23 protein-coding genes are annotated in these 15,943 nt (G+C 59.7%); 3 read left to right on the top strand and 20 right to left on the bottom strand.

Annotation, left to right across the window (positions count from 1 at the left end):
• Positions 1-3: 3 nt before the first annotated feature.
• From AC1QQ2_RS00250 to fabF, 15 genes are all read right to left on the bottom strand, one after another.
• Positions 4-663, bottom strand: a complete 660-nt coding sequence (locus AC1QQ2_RS00250) for a phage tail tape measure protein (protein ID WP_479711632.1) — start codon at positions 661-663, stop codon at positions 4-6.
• Positions 660-845 carry a rcc01693 family protein gene (locus tag AC1QQ2_RS00255; protein WP_479711633.1) on the bottom strand — a complete coding sequence of 62 codons (186 nt, stop codon included), beginning with the start codon at positions 843-845 and terminating at the stop codon, positions 660-662. Before AC1QQ2_RS00255 ends, AC1QQ2_RS00250 begins: the two co-directional genes overlap by 4 nt.
• Positions 846-1,160, bottom strand: a complete 315-nt coding sequence (locus AC1QQ2_RS00260; RefSeq protein WP_479711634.1) for a gene transfer agent family protein — start codon at positions 1,158-1,160, stop codon at positions 846-848. It abuts the gene before it with no gap.
• Positions 1,160-1,576 (bottom strand): phage major tail protein, TP901-1 family, encoded by a 417-nt coding sequence (locus AC1QQ2_RS00265; protein WP_105234859.1) that lies wholly within the window; start codon positions 1,574-1,576, stop codon positions 1,160-1,162. Before AC1QQ2_RS00265 ends, AC1QQ2_RS00260 begins: the two co-directional genes overlap by 1 nt.
• A gap of 23 nt (positions 1,577-1,599) precedes the next feature.
• Positions 1,600-1,995, bottom strand: a complete 396-nt coding sequence (gene gp17 / locus AC1QQ2_RS00270; protein ID WP_479711635.1) for a tail completion protein gp17 — start codon at positions 1,993-1,995, stop codon at positions 1,600-1,602.
• Positions 1,992-2,330 carry a head-tail adaptor protein gene (locus tag AC1QQ2_RS00275; protein ID WP_479711636.1) on the bottom strand — a complete coding sequence of 113 codons (339 nt, stop codon included), beginning with the start codon at positions 2,328-2,330 and terminating at the stop codon, positions 1,992-1,994. The genes gp17 and AC1QQ2_RS00275 overlap by 4 nt, the downstream gene beginning before the upstream one ends.
• Positions 2,327-2,920: a head-tail connector protein gene (locus AC1QQ2_RS00280; protein ID WP_249945570.1), complete on the bottom strand. Its 594-nt coding sequence runs from the start codon at positions 2,918-2,920 to the stop codon at positions 2,327-2,329. Before AC1QQ2_RS00280 ends, AC1QQ2_RS00275 begins: the two co-directional genes overlap by 4 nt.
• Before the next feature lie 132 nt (positions 2,921-3,052).
• On the bottom strand, positions 3,053-4,234 hold the full coding sequence (locus AC1QQ2_RS00285; protein WP_105234855.1) for a phage major capsid protein: 1,182 nt from the start codon (positions 4,232-4,234) through the stop codon (positions 3,053-3,055).
• A 24-nt stretch (positions 4,235-4,258) separates the two neighbouring features.
• Positions 4,259-4,789 (bottom strand): HK97 family phage prohead protease, encoded by a 531-nt coding sequence (locus tag AC1QQ2_RS00290; protein WP_479711637.1) that lies wholly within the window; start codon positions 4,787-4,789, stop codon positions 4,259-4,261.
• Positions 4,790-4,793: 4 nt separating this feature from the next.
• On the bottom strand, positions 4,794-4,982 hold the full coding sequence (locus tag AC1QQ2_RS00295) for a hypothetical protein (protein WP_249945568.1): 189 nt from the start codon (positions 4,980-4,982) through the stop codon (positions 4,794-4,796).
• Entirely contained in the window at positions 4,972-6,150 is a 1,179-nt protein-coding gene (locus AC1QQ2_RS00300) for a phage portal protein (protein WP_479711638.1), read from the bottom strand. The genes AC1QQ2_RS00295 and AC1QQ2_RS00300 overlap by 11 nt, the downstream gene beginning before the upstream one ends.
• Before the next feature lie 105 nt (positions 6,151-6,255).
• Positions 6,256-7,629 carry a DNA-packaging protein gene (locus AC1QQ2_RS00305; protein ID WP_479711639.1) on the bottom strand — a complete coding sequence of 458 codons (1,374 nt, stop codon included), beginning with the start codon at positions 7,627-7,629 and terminating at the stop codon, positions 6,256-6,258.
• A complete protein-coding gene (locus AC1QQ2_RS00310) occupies positions 7,535-7,864 on the bottom strand; it encodes a hypothetical protein (protein WP_479711640.1) in 330 nt (109 codons plus the stop codon). The genes AC1QQ2_RS00305 and AC1QQ2_RS00310 overlap by 95 nt, the downstream gene beginning before the upstream one ends.
• A 133-nt stretch (positions 7,865-7,997) precedes the next feature.
• Complete coding sequence (gene mltG, locus AC1QQ2_RS00315; RefSeq protein ID WP_479711641.1) at positions 7,998-9,152, bottom strand: endolytic transglycosylase MltG; 1,155 nt, start codon at positions 9,150-9,152, stop codon at positions 7,998-8,000.
• Positions 9,152-10,411, bottom strand: a complete 1,260-nt coding sequence (gene fabF / locus AC1QQ2_RS00320; protein WP_067545659.1) for a beta-ketoacyl-ACP synthase II — start codon at positions 10,409-10,411, stop codon at positions 9,152-9,154. The genes mltG and fabF overlap by 1 nt, the downstream gene beginning before the upstream one ends.
• Before the next feature lie 130 nt (positions 10,412-10,541).
• Here fabF and AC1QQ2_RS00325 point away from each other — a divergent pair, with 130 nt between their 5' ends.
• A complete protein-coding gene (locus tag AC1QQ2_RS00325) occupies positions 10,542-11,480 on the top strand; it encodes a PilZ domain-containing protein (protein WP_479711642.1) in 939 nt (312 codons plus the stop codon).
• Here AC1QQ2_RS00325 and AC1QQ2_RS00330 read toward each other — a convergent pair whose 3' ends face one another.
• The 5 genes from AC1QQ2_RS00330 to AC1QQ2_RS00350 all read right to left on the bottom strand — a co-directional run bounded on the left by AC1QQ2_RS00330 (position 11,481) and on the right by AC1QQ2_RS00350 (position 15,014).
• The gene (locus AC1QQ2_RS00330) at positions 11,481-11,714 is read right to left on the bottom strand and encodes an acyl carrier protein (protein WP_067545664.1); all 234 of its coding nucleotides are present in this window, start codon (positions 11,712-11,714) and stop codon (positions 11,481-11,483) included.
• Between the two features lie 160 nt (positions 11,715-11,874).
• The gene (locus AC1QQ2_RS00335) at positions 11,875-12,465 is read right to left on the bottom strand and encodes a TetR/AcrR family transcriptional regulator (protein ID WP_479711643.1); all 591 of its coding nucleotides are present in this window, start codon (positions 12,463-12,465) and stop codon (positions 11,875-11,877) included.
• Between the two features lie 123 nt (positions 12,466-12,588).
• Entirely contained in the window at positions 12,589-13,326 is a 738-nt protein-coding gene (gene fabG, locus AC1QQ2_RS00340) for a 3-oxoacyl-[acyl-carrier-protein] reductase (RefSeq protein ID WP_479711644.1), read from the bottom strand.
• A gap of 39 nt (positions 13,327-13,365) precedes the next feature.
• Positions 13,366-14,304 (bottom strand): ACP S-malonyltransferase, encoded by a 939-nt coding sequence (gene fabD / locus AC1QQ2_RS00345; RefSeq protein WP_479711645.1) that lies wholly within the window; start codon positions 14,302-14,304, stop codon positions 13,366-13,368.
• Between the two features lie 122 nt (positions 14,305-14,426).
• The gene (locus AC1QQ2_RS00350) at positions 14,427-15,014 is read right to left on the bottom strand and encodes a hypothetical protein (protein ID WP_105234846.1); all 588 of its coding nucleotides are present in this window, start codon (positions 15,012-15,014) and stop codon (positions 14,427-14,429) included.
• A gap of 291 nt (positions 15,015-15,305) precedes the next feature.
• Between AC1QQ2_RS00350 and rpsF the strand changes: the two genes are divergently transcribed.
• Both rpsF and rpsR read left to right on the top strand, forming a co-directional pair.
• The gene (gene rpsF, locus AC1QQ2_RS00355; RefSeq protein ID WP_067545679.1) at positions 15,306-15,686 is read left to right on the top strand and encodes a 30S ribosomal protein S6; all 381 of its coding nucleotides are present in this window, start codon (positions 15,306-15,308) and stop codon (positions 15,684-15,686) included.
• A gap of 25 nt (positions 15,687-15,711) precedes the next feature.
• Positions 15,712-15,939 (top strand): 30S ribosomal protein S18, encoded by a 228-nt coding sequence (rpsR, locus tag AC1QQ2_RS00360; RefSeq protein WP_067545682.1) that lies wholly within the window; start codon positions 15,712-15,714, stop codon positions 15,937-15,939.
• Positions 15,940-15,943: the final 4 nt, after the last annotated feature.

Below are 15,943 nucleotides of genomic sequence, written 5' to 3' on the forward strand. Positions count from 1 at the left end.
TCCTTAGCGATTGCGTTGGCCACGGCTCATCACCCGCGACATTTGCGCGGCGATCTGGCTCTGGCTGCGTTGGAACCCCTGCACGTCGGGGGTGGTGATGTTCATCGTGACGTGGACCGTGCCGCTGCCCTGCGCCTGAACGCCCAGACGACCATCGGCGGAACGGGTTAGCGGCATGATCGCCTCTGGCCCCGCCTCACCCATAAGGCCCGTGGCACCGCGCATGGGGAATGTGGTTGGGCTGGTCACGACGCCACCTTTGGCAAAGGGCATGACGCGGCCTTGAGTAAAGGCACCGCCCTGCGCGTAGGGCATGACCGAGGACACAAGCGCGTTCAGACCACCCGCGAGCATCCCGCCGAAATGATCGGTCACGGGCTTCATCGCGGCGTTGTAGACGGTGTTCGACATCGCCTTGCCCAGAGTAGAGAGCGCGTCCGAAAGTTTCATCCCGTCAAAGACCACGCCGTCAAAGGCCTTGCGCAGCCCACGCGAAAACCCCGCATCCAGATTGCCCAGATCGCGGGTCGTATCGCCCAAGGTTTGGCGGATGTCGCGCAGTTGCGCATCAAAGGCGGCGGTCATCGTGGACGCCTCACCCATGCTGGTTTCCAGCGATGAAAGCTGCGTGTCCAGATCATCCAAGCGGTCGAAATCGCTCATATCGTGGTCCTTTCGTCAGGATAAAGGGAGGCCAGTTCGGCCAAACGGGCGCGGCCCATGGCGGGCGATGCAGCATCCAGCCCCGCGATGAGGAGGAGCTCTGCTGGTGTCAGCGCCCAAAATTCGCGCGGGGACAGGCGCAAACCGCGCAGGCCCAACCGCATCAGACCCGCCCAGTCCATTCAGGCCACCGGCGTAAACGCACGGGCGAGCATGAGGGCCGCAGCCTGTGCCGCCCCCACGGGTCCGCCCGCGATATCGGCGGTGAGGAGGTCGGCGCTTGTGCCGTTCCACCCGCCCCCACGCAGGCCCGCTACGCACAAGGCCAACACATCGCGCGAAGAAAACGCGCCCGTGTCAAAGCGGTCGATCAGGTCGATCAGGGTTCCGGTCTGCAACTCTGCCTCAAGTTCGGCGAGCGCGCCGAGCGTCAGTTTGCACGGGTATGCGGTGCCGTTGAGGGTCAGGGTCACTTCGCCTGCGTGGGGGTTCGCCATCAGACAGCCGCCGTAAAGGTCAGCGCACCCGCAGAGGCGAGCGAAAGCTCATAGGTCGCCTCCCCGTTATGAGTACCTGCGTATTCGATGGCGGTGATCTGGAACGGGCCTTCGATGGTGCCAAAATCGGGGATGATCACCTGAAAATCGGGCATCTGACCATCAAAAAAGATCTGGCGGGCGCGTTCGTCGGTCGCGTCATCTTTGAACACGCCAGAGCCAGAGAGGCTCGCCGAACGGACACCAGCGCCAGCAAGGAGTTCGCGCCAGCCGCCTTGGCTGTCGAGGTTCGTCACATCCACGGTTTCCGCGTTGAAACTGATGCGCGTGGCCCGCAGGCCAGCGGTGGTTTGGAACTGACCGTCGCCAGTCATGTCCATCTTGATCAATAGGTCTTTTCCGTTTTGGGCTGCCATGGGATTTCTCCTGTCGTGAGGGGTCAGAGGTCTTCGACGCGGGCGCGGAAGATCAGGGTAATTTGGCGGATGCTGCTGCCATCCACGCGGGACGCGTTCGCTCGCAGGAAATTCAGCGCAACGATGCGGCCACGGGTGAGCGTCAGTGTCGTATCAAGGAGTGCATCAGACACCTGCGCAGCGGCCAGTTTCGCGGCGGCAAAGCCTGCGGTTTCCGTGGCAATCGTGACGCTGAAATCATGATCCGCACCGTGGCCCGTTTGATCAGAGCGATCCTTGACCACCTCGGGACCGAGCGTGATGTAGAGCGCAGGCAGCGTGCCTGTGGGCAGCGCGTCATAGACGGGCGTGTCGGTGATCTGTTCTGTGAGCCGTGCGTAGACCGCCGATTGCAGCGCGGCAGAGAGGGCGTAGGTCATACGGCGACCTCCTCTGTCACATAGCAGGTCAGGAACCGCGCATCCGCGTCGCGTTCCACCACCGCATCAATCGCAAAGAGGCGTGTATCATCACGGAACCGCTGTTCAGGGCGCGGGCGCGATGGCGATCCGATGGGGGCGGCACGCACGGTCATGGTGAACCGCGATTTCGACAGAGGGACCGCGACGCCTGACCCTTCGGCACCTGTGCGGGCCTTTACCTCGGCCCAGATCGTGCCCATGGGTTGCCAATCAATACTGTAGCCACCTGCCCCGTCCGCCACACGGATGGGCGTTTCAAGCGTGAGTTTGCGCGAAAGGATAGGCAGTGTCATTCCATGCCTCCCAACCGCAGAGTGCGATAGCGTTCCACGAGCGAGGCCACCATCGGCGGCATCAGGTCGCGGCCAGCGGTTTCGCCGTGGCGGAAGTCGTAGAAATGGGCTGCGAGCATGAGAACGGCTTGGGCTAGGTCGTCGGGGATGTCGGACCAATTCGGGCCGTAACCCGCGACGAAGTTCATCCGTGCAGAGCCGCCCGTTGCGATCATCGGCAAGGCCAGCCCCAGCGCCACAAGGCGCGGCCGATGGAGGTCAGCGACCAGCACCCACGACGATTGCGACACCGGCGTTTCAGCTCCCAGACGGTCGATCAAGGTCAGCGATGTGACGGCAGAGACAGGCCCCACAGGGAGCACCGCGTCAGAGGTCGACCGCCAGCGATAAACCGTCCAGCTAAAGTCGCGCTGGATCAGGATTTTCCCTGTGCGGGCCTCAATCGCGGCAAGGGCAGCACGGAGCGCCGCGACCAGCACGCCGTCTTGCAAACCATCGTCGGCAAAGCCCGACCCCAGTCGCAAATGGTCTTTGAATTCAGCGACCGGAAGCGCCGCGAGGGGCGCCGTGGTCTGTTCGACTAACATCATCACATCTCTCCGAAATTCCGGTCGGTTGAGGTCCGCGCGGTCACTGGCCCTTCTCGGGCGGGGACATGCTAGCGGGGTCAGGTGCCCCGCGCGGACCGTGGGGCGGCCTCCGCCGCCCGTGGATCAGCCCGCTCAGGCGGTGCCGAATTTCAGCAGTTTGATCGCGTTAAAGTCGCTCACCGCGCCGCCAACACGTTTGGTCGCGTAGAAGAGGACATGCGGTTTCGCAGAGAACGGATCGCGCAGCACGCGCACGTCAGGGCGTTCGGCAATGGTGTAACCGTTGGCAAAGTCACCAAAGGCAATCGCCATAGCGTCCGCAGCCACATCTGGCATGTCCTCAGCGATGAGCACAGGATAGCCCATGAGACGCGCTGGTTCACCTTGGCTCAGGCCATCGGACCAGAGGAAACGACCATCGGCGTCTTTGAGTTTGCGCACGGTGCCTGCGGTTTTGGAGTTCATCACAAAGGTCGCGTTGGCGCGGTATTCAGCCCCCAGCGCATAGACCAGTTCGATGATCGGATCGCCGTCATCAATCGCACCAGCGGTGCCCGTGACCACATAGCCGATGTTGCCCCAGGTCCAGATCATTTCGTCCACGGTCGGGTAGTCGAGGAAGCCTTTGGGCTTGTCCACGCCGTCACCGTTCACGAACGCCGATGCCTCAGAACGGGCGAATTTGTCGGCGATACGGCCCGCAAGCCAGCCTTCGATGTCAAAGGCGCTGTCGTCGAGCAGACGTTGCGAAATCTTCGGCATGGCCGAGAGTTCGTTGACGGGAATGGTGATGCGGTCGATCTGCGGAGTGGCCGTCTCGGACAGGTTCGCGGCCTCATTCGCCCAGCCAGAGCCCATCTCTGTATGGTCGATCAACACGTCATAAGAGGTCGATTCAACGGTGACAATGCTGGCAATTGCGCGGATCGATGCGGTCGCGGTGAGCGCCGATTTGATCGTGTCAGAGGTCTGTGGATCAACGAGGTAGCCGCCGTCTGCCGCAACAGCGGTCGACATCGCCTTGCCTTCGAGCGGCAAGTCACGAAGGCCCTCGTCCTCGCCCGAACGGAGGTAGGCGGCAAAGGCCTTTTGGTGCGGGGCCTCGATCATCTCAGCGCCCGAAAGCGCGGGGCGCGACGCCATCAGGGATTTACGGTCATATTTGGTCATGCGGTCTTCCTGCTGCTGAAGTTTGGCGTGAACGCCGTTAGAAAACTGTTTGAATTCACTTACGAAATCGGTGATCGCCGATTTCAGGTCTTGGACCGGAGACATGTCTTCTCCGGCCCGAGGGGTGGCCTCGGGTTTGGTCATTTTCGGTCCTCTCGGATGGGTCGGTTAGTCGGGGATCAGCGCGGTGCGAGCCTGCCGAAACGCATCGGCCAGATCGCGCAGATCAGTGGTCAGCGCATCGTCGGATTTGCCTGCAACACGCGCTTCGGGCAGCATCGGAAAGGTGACGAGCGACACTTCCCACAGCTCCACCTCGGTCAAGAGGCGCTGGCCGTGGTTGGTTTTCGTGGATTTCACCGTGCGATAGCCGATGGACAGCCCGTCAATGGCCCCCGCTGCGATCAGTGCGGCCGCCTCGCGGCCCTTTTCAACGTCGGTGAGGATGCGGCCTTTGACCCAGAGGCCACGGTCGTCCTCGCGGATCTCGTCCCAGATGCCGATGGGCTGCGCGGGGTCATGTTGCCAGAGCATTTTCACGCCCGACCGTTTCGCCAGAGACGCGGCATAGGCGCCACGGGCAACCACATCGTTGCCCTGATCGACGGCATCAAAGAGGGATGCATAGCCTTCGATGATATGACCATCTTTTAGCTCAATATCACCCGATAAACGGCTGAATTTATGTTCTAATTCCATCATTCTATCCTGTCACAATGCGGATGAGTTCCAGCCCAGAGATCAGCGCGAAGGACGCGATGACCAGCCACAAGAGGCCTTCAACTTTGGCCACGATGGCCTCAATTCGGCTCAGGCGGGCTTCGAGTTGGGCGAACCAAAAGTCGTTCACGGGGGCGGAGCGATTGGGGAGCGGCACGATGTTATCCTGCATCGCCGACCTCAATCGCGGGCAGGCCCAAGAGCGCCCGTTTTTCCGCCGCCGTCAGAAAGGTTGCATCGCCCACACGCCGCCATGCGGCCTCGCGTTCGGTGGCCAGAGCGGGGATCTGCTCGAGGTCGGGGCGCAGGTCGATCCGTTCGCCCGTAAAGTCCGACAGCCAATCGGCAATGACCGAGGTCACGCGGGTGGCGAGCGGTAGTACGGTCAGGCGGTAGAACGCGCGGTTGGCCTCTTGGTAATTGGCGTAGGTCGCGTCACCAGGGATACCGAGCAGCATCGGCGGCACGCCAAAGGCAATCGCGATCTCGCGGGCGGCGGCCTCTTTGGTTTTCTGGAACTCCATATCGGAGGGGCTAAAGCCCATCGGTTTCCAATCGAGCCCCCCCTCTAGCAGCATCGGACGGCCTGCGTTGCGCGCGCCTTGGTGCATGGTTTCCATCTCGTGCAAGAGGCGGTCGTATTGGTCGCTGCTGAGGCTGCCCTGACCGTCCGCACCTTTGTAGACAATCGCGCCAGATGGACGCGCAGCATTATCAAGGAGCGCCTTAGACCAGTTCGACGCGGCGTTATGCACGTCGATGGCAGAGGCCGCGGCCTCGAGCGGGGAAAACCCGTAGTGATCGTTTTTCGGGTGGAAGGATTTGATGTGGCAGATCGGGCTTGCACCCTCGCCCACGGTGAAACGGTGTTTCTTGCCCGCGACGGTGTAGTCGTAGCCGACGGGCCAGCCGTCCGCGCCTTGGACGATGGACATGCGTTCGGGGCGCAAGGCGTGCAGTTCCACGGGGAGGCTGCCATCGCCCACGGCCTCTATATACGCGTCGCCCGACAGGAGGAGGTAGCCGTAAACCGCCTCAAGTAGTTCAGCGCGGCCTTGGGCTGCGTTCGGGCGAGCAAGGAGGTCAGCGACAGGATGCACATCATAGCGGCGATCGCGGTCTTGAAGGATCAAGGGCAGTGCGGCAGCGGCCTCTGCGATCATGCGCACCGCACGGAACCCCACAGGATTGCGGGTAAAGCCCGATTTGGTCAGCGTCACCGTATCGCGGGCGGACCAGACAGCGCGGCCAGCGCCCATCGCCAGCACCTTGCCCGTGGCCGAGGCTTTGGCCTCAACAGGGGCGTCCTGCGCCGTGCCACGCTTTAGAAAGTCAAACATCCATCGCTCCTTCGTTTCAGCCCCAATTGCGTCGTTGGAGCCAATATGCAGGAAAGGTGTTCACATCCCCCCAACGCAGCGTGCGCAGGGGGGCGCAACAGGGCGTCAAAGGTGACGCACACGGGGGGCTTGCCATGTTGCGGCGGGGGCAATCATCAGATCAAAGAGTGCCCAGACGAGGGCGTCGACTCGGTCAGGAGAGCCCTGCCCCTGAAACCCATTGGCGGTCATCAGGCACATCTGATCCTCGAGCGCCCCCAAGGCACGCCCATGATGCACCCGCCCCTGTTCGTAGAGGGCGGCAACGGGTTCGGCACGGGCGACCTTGCCCTTTGACGCACGGACGGGGCGATATGGCACGAGCGGGTCGATCTGGCGCACGACCTCTTCGACCAAAGCGCCGCCTTGGTTCACCTCGGCCACCATACGGTCGGCCCCATGACGGTGGAGCGCATCGACCGCCGCCTGCGCCCATTGCGAGGGTGACGCTGCAGAGACGGTCGCGTCCTCGATCACATAGGCACGCCAGTTTTGCGGCGGACCTTCGGTTACAACGCCCGCCACGATGATCCCACAGTCGTCTGACCCCTTATGCCCCGTAACGGGAGGATCGACGGCCACGACAACGCGGTCGCACAGTGGAATACGATCCACCCGCGAGGTTTCGAGCATCTGCGAGGTCCAGAGCGCCCCTTCAGCATCGGCCAAGAGCACGCCGTCCAGTTCCTGCCGACCAAGGCGGGTGCCCGCATAACGTCGCTGTACCTCGTCCAGAAACCCCACGGCGAGGTTCGCGCGGTTGGCAGAGGTCGGCGCGTGAGTGACCACAGTGCTATCGCGGTCGAGTATCCCCCGCAGCACGGACGCATTGCGCGGCGTGGTCGTCACACAAGCCCGAGGATCATCGCCCAGACGCAGGCCGAATTGGATCATGTCCCATGTTTCCTGCCCCTTCTTCCACTTCGCGACCTCATCCGCCCAAACGGCGTCGAATTGCGGGCCGCGCAGGCTCTCTGGATCAAAGGCGGAAAAGACTTGCGCGATGGCACCGTTCGGCCATTGCAGCATCTTGCGACCTGCGATCCATGTGGGACGACGGTCGGGGGGCGAACAGGCCATGATCCCGCTGTCGCCAAAGATCATCACCTCGCGGGCCTGATCGTAGGTTTCACCCACGATGGCGACACGGGCGGCGCGGCCTTTGTCCATCGGGCGCGAGCCTTCGACTTGGGACCTCACCCATTCGGCCCCCGCCCGCGTTTTGCCAGCCCCTCGCCCGCCAAGGATCACCCAAGTGCGCCAATCGCCCGAAGGCGGCACCTGATGGTCCAAGGCCCAGAAGTCGAACAAAAAGGGCAGAGCGCGAAGCTCTGCCTGTGTGAGTTTATTCAGAAACAGCGTCTGCTCTGTGGGCGTTCCTGATGCGATCAAGTCTGCACCCGAGTGACACCCGCACGGCGTCAAAGTCGATTTCTCCATTCTCTGGACCCTCTTTGTATTTGTCGTGGAATGCCTCTTCGGCTTTGCGGACCCGCACGAACATTTCCTGCAAAACAGCAAGCTGTGCGGTGGCCTTTTTCGGCGCGTCGGTGTTGCCGACCTCTGCCTCTGCGATCAATTCGTGCAGCAATTTCAGGGTGCTGTCGTAGACCTCGCTCACCTCTGAGAGGCGTGATCGCTTTTGGTCTGCCTGTTGTTGGTCCCGATTTATCATTGGTTGTTCCCTATCGGTTGCCCCGCCAGATCGAGAAACGACAAAGGGCGGCCCAAAAGGACCGCCCTGAGTCTTCTAGCCTGTAATGACTTTACCCGAAGGGTGCGAAGGACCGGTTAACCGACCGTTCGCATCAGTTCGCTGCACGCTCCAATTCGCGGTAGGCGGCGACGTTGCGGTTATGCTCGTTCAGAGTGGCCGCAAAGACGTGACCGTCCGCAGGGTTCAGCGTTTTCGCGACAAAGAAGATGTAGTCGCTCTGTTCAGGGTTCAGGACCGCCTCGATGCTGGCCTTGCCAGGGTTGGCAATCGGGGTCGGCGGGAGGCCGTTGATAACATAGGTGTTATAGGGCGTTTCGCGTTGCAGTTCGCTCTGGCGCAGACCACGGCCCAAGGTGCCTTGGCCTTTGGTGATGCCATAAATGACGGTCGGGTCCGTTTGCAGGCGCATGCCCTGTTCCAGACGGTTGATAAAGACCGAGGCCACAAGCGGACGTTCCGACGCGATGCCAGTTTCCTTTTCCACGATAGAGGCAAGGGTCAGTGCCTCTTCGGGGGTGTCGAACGGCAGGTTATCTGCGCGGTTTTCCCATGCCTGTGCAAGGATGGTCGCCTGTGCGGCCTCCATACGGGACAGGATGTCGGCAACGCTTGCGCCCTTGGTGAATTCATAGCTGTCAGGCGACAAAGACCCCTCTGCTGGGATCACATCCACATCACCGTCGAGCGTATCAATGGCGTTGAGGCTGGTCATGATCTGCCAGCTGGTCACACCTTCGGCGATAGCGATACGGAAACGGGTGTCGTTTTGGCCCGCCACAGTGGTGTAAATCTCTGGCACGTCAGAGCCGAGTTCGAAATCCGCGACCTCATCGTAACGGGCGGTTTCGGGGTCCATCCGGCGGACCTCTACGGTCGCTGCGTTCACGCCGATACGGTAGAGGATTTCGGTGCCACAGGTGCTCTGCCCGCCGCGGGTGATGATATCGATGATCGATTCCATCGACGCCGCTGCTGGCACGATAAAGCTGCCCGCTTTTAGCTGGCTGCCCGCACCTGTGTAATCCACACCCATGTTGAAAATCATCTTGGACGAAATCGCGCCCTGCTGATCCAGATTGTCCGCAACGCGACGGAAGTTCGTCCCGCTCGGCACCTCAAGGCAGATCGCCTGCTCCAGAGGGCCTTCAGCGCGATACTGCGATTTGCCCCAGAGGACGATGCCCCCCAGAACAAACAGCAGAACAATCAGGAACGACAGCGCGTTAGACGCGATGTTACGCCACATTAGCTGATTTTCCCGAAGATCACGCTCGCGTTGGTGCCGCCAAAGCCGAAGGAGTTCGACAGAGCCACGTCAATCTTACGCTCGACTTTCTTGTTCGGCGCGAGGTCAACAGGTGTCTCTACAGCAGGGTTATCAAGGTTGATCGTCGGCGGTGCGACCTGATCGCGGATCGCAAGGATCGAGAAGATCGCTTCAATCGCGCCAGCAGCCCCCAAAAGGTGACCCGTCATCGACTTGGTCGAGGACATGGTGACGTTGCCAGCATGATCGCCGAGCATACGTTCGACCGCGCCCAGTTCGATGGTGTCCGCCATGGTCGAGGTGCCGTGTGCGTTGATGTAGTCAATCGCCGACGGTTCCAGACCTGCGTCCTTGAGTGCGGCAGCCATACAACGGCCAGCGCCTTCACCATCCTCGGACGGAGCGGTGATGTGGTATGCGTCGCCCGACATGCCGTAGCCCAGCACCTCGGCGTAGATTTTCGCACCGCGTGCTTTGGCGTGTTCATATTCTTCGAGAACGACGATACCTGCGCCCTCGCCCATCACGAAACCATCACGGTCCGCGTCATAGGGGCGCGATGCTTTGGTCGGTTCATCCGCACGTTTGGTCGACAGCGCCTTACACGCGTTGAAACCAGCGATACCGATTTTGCAGATCGCAGCCTCAGCACCGCCAGCAACCATCACGTCAGCCGCGCCGTATTTGATCAAGCGAGCTGCGTCACCAATGGCGTGAGCGCCCGTGGAACATGCGGTCACGACAGAGTGGTTCGGACCCTTAAAGCCGTATTTGATCGACACCTGCCCCGAGATCAGGTTGATCAGTGCACCGGGGATAAAGAACGGAGACACGCGGCGCGGGCCTTTTTCTTCGATCATCACGGCGGTGTCGGCGATGGATTTCAGACCGCCGATGCCAGAGCCGATCAAAACGCCAGTGCGTTCTTTGTCAGCGTCAGCCTCAGGTTTCCAGCCCGAATCCTCGACCGCTTGAAGCGCGGCAGCGTAGCCAAAGAGAATAAAGTCATCGACCTTACGCTGCTCTTTGGGTTCCATGTATTTGTCAGCGTTAAAGGTCGCATCAGAGCCGTCGCCGCGTTTGACTTCGCAGGCGTAGGTGGTGCCCAGCCCTTCGGGATCAAAGCCCGTAATACGGCCAGCGCCAGACTGTCCGTCCAACAGACGAGTCCAGGTTTCTTCAACCCCATCCGCCAACGGTGTGACAAGGCCCAATCCGGTTACGACGACACGGCGCATTTTCTGCCCTCAACTCTTGTTCTCAATTCCCCTCCAAATAGCGCGTTCCGCCCCCTTTGGGCAAGGCAACTCGCGCCATTCAGACCGCGTTATTTACTAAAACTTGGGGATTGAGGCGTATTTGATCAATATGATGTTCATTTTCCGCCTCTTCTGCGTGGTCTTTATCACCTTGGCGCCCCTCCGTTCGACCAATGCGGCCGAGGATGGGGTGGATTGCCGTGCGGTTCACGATCTTGCGACGATCATCGCAGCACAGCAGATCGCGCTCTCCGACCCGACCCAAGCGCGCGTGGCGCTGGATCATCTCGCCCAAAACGGCGGGCGGTTCGATGCGGCCTCGGTTCGGTGGATAATTGGGGATAGAGTGAATTCCGATGCGCAGGCGGCGCTGGCGAATGCAGCGCAACTGGGTGCCGTGATCGCTGCTCGATTGCAGACCCGGACAGAGGCACAACGGGCGCGGATCGGTGGCGCGCTGCTATCGCAGAACCGCGTGGTTGTAGAGGCCGCAATTGCTACCCTGCCCCGCCTCACCGACCTCTGCGAGAGCCAAGCCCACGCGCAGTCCTTTTCAACCATGGACGAGCCGCTGATCACCCCACGCACGGCAGCGGTAAACGGCGGTTTGGGGTTTCTCGCGCTGATCACGGCTGGCGTGTTTTTCGGGCGTATCATCGCGCTCCGCCACGCTAAGGCGAGACGGTTTACCTGCAGTATTGAGACAACCATCCCCCATCAGGGCAAGGTGATTCCCGCGCGGATCATCGACATCAGCCGTTTGGGTGCAAAGATCACGCTGACGGATACGCCCCAGTTTGAACGGCGTCAGAGGATCACGATCATGGTAAACGGGCAGCCTCTCCCCTGTCGGGTGGCGTGGTCAAATACACATGTCAGCGGGATCGAGTTTCGCCGTGCTCTGACGGCAGCAGACTTCGCTTCGGCGTTGGGTCGTGGGCCGAGGGTCGAACAGACGCGCAAACGGTCCCAACGTGGCAAACCGATGCGCCAAAACGAAAACGGCACCCCGAGGGGTGCCGCAATCAATACCTTGAAATCCAGTTAATTACTGAGCTTCAGAGATGAATTTCACAGCGTCGCCGAAGGACTGAATGGTCTCTGCAGCGTCGTCCGGGATTTCGATACCGAATTCTTCTTCGAAAGCCATAACCAGCTCTACGGTGTCGAGGCTGTCTGCGCCGAGGTCATCGATGAACGATGCATTCTCGGTCACTTTTTCCTCTTCAACACCCAGGTGCTCAACTACGATTTTGCGCACACGATCAGCGACATCGCTCATATCAAGTCCTCACGTTCAATAGGGCTTTCGGCCCGTTCTTTTGTGTGCCCCGCGGGGCGGTTAACTGCCCGTAGGGGGCGCCCACGGACGTAACGTCATCGGTCACATCCTGCAGGTATCACAGGGCCTATAGCAGAGAATTCCGCAGAGGCAAACGCTTTCAGGCATCCATATCATCGGTTGCGTGAATTGGGTTATTCAAGATCACCTTACACGATTTCCGCACATATACCTCGGCCTGAGCCGGAACAGGTTCATCTGGCAGGTATTTCTGAATAATCGCCTTGGGCACCTGAATCACGGCCAAATCAATTGAATCCGCATCCGTGCCAAAACGCGTGGCATAGCCGTTGATTTCATCCGCGAGGGTTTGGTTCTCAAAATTAACCTTCGCGCGGTTCGTCGCTGAAATGCCAGAGCGCACCAAAAACCGTTTTGGCACCGCAAAAAGCAAAATCGCGGCGGGCCGATCCAATGTGGCAAACCGCACAGATTTCACTGCAGAGCGCAGCGCGCCCGCCTCACCGTCCATTTGAAGTGTCTTGGTCATAAACACGCGGTAGCGTTCATGCGCCCAGACCCATGCTTCGGCGAGGAGATCCTCCATCGAGCCAAAGCGGTGGTAGATCGAACCCACAGATACTTTCGTGCCTTTTGAAACTTGTTGCACCGTTACCCCCGGTGCTGTGGCGAGATGATCCGCCAACCACACAAAAACATCCTCATCGGTAAAGCCCGATTTGCGCCCCATCCCGAAATCTCCGTCCACGTTTTTTATTGTTGTGACAAGATTCTAATAAAAAGGGGCAGCCGATGGCTACCCCTATACGTGAAAATGGTGAGTTTACTTAACGTAAAGTTGTAAAGTGTCTCCTTAGAGCATCGCCATGCCGCCGTTGACGTGAACGGTCGCACCAGTGGTGTAACCGGCCTCGTTCGAGGCGAGGTAGAGAACCGCTGCTGCGATCTCTTCTGGGGTGCCCATGCGAGCGGCGGGGATCTGAACGTTGATCTTTTCTTTCTGATCGTCGGTCAGTTTGTCGGTCATTGCGGTCGCGATGAAACCCGGTGCGACGCAGTTCACGGTGATCCCGCGGCTTGCGACTTCGTATGCGATGGATTTCGACATGCCGACCATGCCCGCCTTGGACGCTGCATAGTTCGCCTGACCCGGGTTACCTGTCGCACCAACGATCGACGAGATGTTCACGATGCGGCCCCAACGCGCCTTCATCATGCCACGGATCACACCTTTGCACAGGCGCATGGTCGAGGTTAGGTTGACCTCAAGTACGCTTGACCATTCGTCGTCGGACATGCGCATAAAGAGGTTGTCTTTGGTGATGCCAGCGTTGTTGATCAGAATATCAACCGAACCCATCAGATCAGCGGCTTGTTTCGGCAGCGCGTCAACGGCAGCCGCATCGCTGAGGTTACAGGTTAGCACATGCACGCGGTCGCCGAGTTCAGTAGCCAGTTCATCGAGAGGCCCCTGACGGGTGCCGGACAGAGTGACAGTTGCGCCTGCACCATGCAGTGCCTTAGCGATTGCACCACCGATACCACCCGAAGCGCCCGTGATCAGCGCGTTTTTACCTGTGAGATCAAACATCTTATATCCTTTCTTCCGCCCGCTATGGGGCAGGTTCAATTAGCTTTTGAGTGCTTCAACAGCGGCAGCAACATCGTCAGGGGTGCCGACGTTGTTGGTCGCGACGTCCTTGCTGATGCGTTTGATCATGCCCGAGAGCGCCTTGCCTGCGCCGATTTCCCATGCCTCGGTCACGCCTTGATCGGCCATCCACAGCACGCTTTCGCGCCAACGCACGGAACCTGTGACCTGCTCGACCAAGAGCGAACGGATCATCGCAGGATCAGTGACCGCAGCGGCGCGCACGTTTGCAACAACAGGCACAGCGGGCGCATTGATCTGAACGTCGTCCAGCGCCTCTGCCATCACGTCAGCGGCAGGTTTCATCAGTGCGCAGTGGAACGGTGCAGACACAGGAAGAAGAAGCGCACGTTTCGCGCCTTTTTCCTTGGCGATGGTCAGAGCGCGTTCAACGGCCTCTTTGTGGCCCGACACAACAACCTGCGAGGGGTCGTTGTCGTTTGCAGCCTGACAGACTTGGCCTTGGGCGGCTTCTTCGGCGACAGCGGTCGCAGCTTCGAAATCGAGACCGAGGAGAGCCGCCATAGCGCCAACACCGACAGGAACTGCGTCCTGCATCGCGGTGCCACGGGTGCGCAGCAGGCGGGCGGTATCTGCGACCGAAATCGCCCCAGCTGCAGCGAGCGCAGAATATTCACCGAGCGAGTGACCCGCGACGAAATCAGCCGCAGTGATCGACACGCCTTCAGCCTCGAGCGCGCGCATCGCCGCCAAAGAGGTCGCCATCAGCGCGGGTTGTGCGTTTTTGGTCAGCGTCAGGGTCTCAATGTCCCCGTCCCAGATCAGCGACGACAGGCTTTCGCCGAGCGCGTCATCAACTTCGTCGAAAATGGCTTTGGCTGCCGGATAAGCATCGGCCAGTGCCTTGCCCATTCCAATGGCTTGGGCGCCCTGCCCCGGAAATACGAATGCCCGCATGTGTCACTTCCCTTTGGTAACGTTTTCTCTGCCTTAGCGTGTCGCGGGCCACATCACAAGAATTCGTAAACGCGAAAAAGGCGACCCAATGGGCCGCCCGTTTAAGGAAATGACTTAAAATATTAGGCAGGAACGGCAATGAGGTCTTTGCCCAGACGATCGCGCAGCGCCTCAATCCGAGGGAGCGGACCATAGGCGACCTCTAGCAACGTGGTCGAATTGCGATAGCGGAGCATCAAGGCACCATGGCCCTTTTCGCCACGTTCACGGTCGATGAATAGACCGCTGAAGGATTTGAAATCATAGCGCCCGATCAATGACGGACGGCCTGCGTGATTGCGGACAACCTCGCGCAGTTCGCGGACATTGGTGTCGAACTCAAGTTCGACCTCAGCGCCACGGGTCGCGTAGCGGAAACAAAAGGCAGACACGACGGCCAAAAACACCGTCAGGCCGATTTTGATGACCTGCACACCGTCTGACACAATGCTAGACGGCATCAGCCACAGACCCACCGCAGCCAGAGCGAAAACCGCCCCGATAAACAGCGCAACGGCCTGTAGGGTTTTCACCAGCGGCGATGGCCCCTCAAGCGACCGAATGACATAACCCCAATACGTATCAGCGAGCATAAAACCAGCCTTGCTATAGCCCATCGGAACCTCAATTGCCCCGTTGTGGAATAATCTATCTGTTGTCAGCGCGTTCATTGTAGCACCTTTTTACCCTATGGTTGTAATCTTGCAGACCAAACATGGCGAAAAACAGGCCGTGCGCTGACGTTGTTTTGACTTTCTCATATTCACCCCAGACACGATCCCGCTGCCCCGCGCTGGTGCGTATATATAGAGAGTGTCATTCCACACTTGCCTTTGCAGGCGCGGCATGTATAAGGCCCCATCTTTCCGCAATTCGTTAGAACTGCGCAGTCTCTCGTGGGTGGAGGCGGAAAGATCTCATTGCCACCCTATGAAATGCGCTGAACAAAAACAGGAGTGCACATGCCGCTATACGAGCATGTTTTCATTTCGCGTCAGGACCTGTCGAACGCACAGGCTGAAAGCCTCGTCGAACACTTCTCGACAGTGCTTGCTGACAACGGTGGCAAAGTCATCGAAAGCGAATACTGGGGCGTCAAAACGATGGCCTACAAGATCAACAAAAACCGCAAGGGCCACTACGCTTTCCTGCGCACCGATGCACCGTCGTCGGCTGTTCAAGAGATGGAACGCCTGATGCGCCTGCACGACGACGTTATGCGTATCCTGACCATCAAGGTCGATGCACATGAAGAAGGTCCGTCGGTTCAGATGCAAAAGCGTGACGACCGCGGTGAGCGTGGCGAACGCGGTGACCGTGGCGAACGCCGCGAACGTCGCTAAGTTGATCAGGAAAGGACATTAAGTCATGGCTACCAAACCATTTTTCCGTCGTCGTAAGTCCGATCCGTTCGAGGGCGAAAACGCTCCGAAGATCGACTACAAAGACACTCGCCTTCTGCAGCGCTACATCTCTGAGCGCGGCAAAATCGTTCCCGCACGCATCACCGCTGTTGGATCCAAGAACCAGCGCAAACTGGCACAGGCCATCAAGCGCGCACGTTTCTTGGCTCTGCTGCCCTACGCTGTGAAGTAAGGAG

The sequence above is a fragment of the Aestuarium sp. genome (assembly GCF_023253315.1).
GTDB classification, from domain to species: domain Bacteria; phylum Pseudomonadota; class Alphaproteobacteria; order Rhodobacterales; family Rhodobacteraceae; genus Marivivens; species Marivivens donghaensis.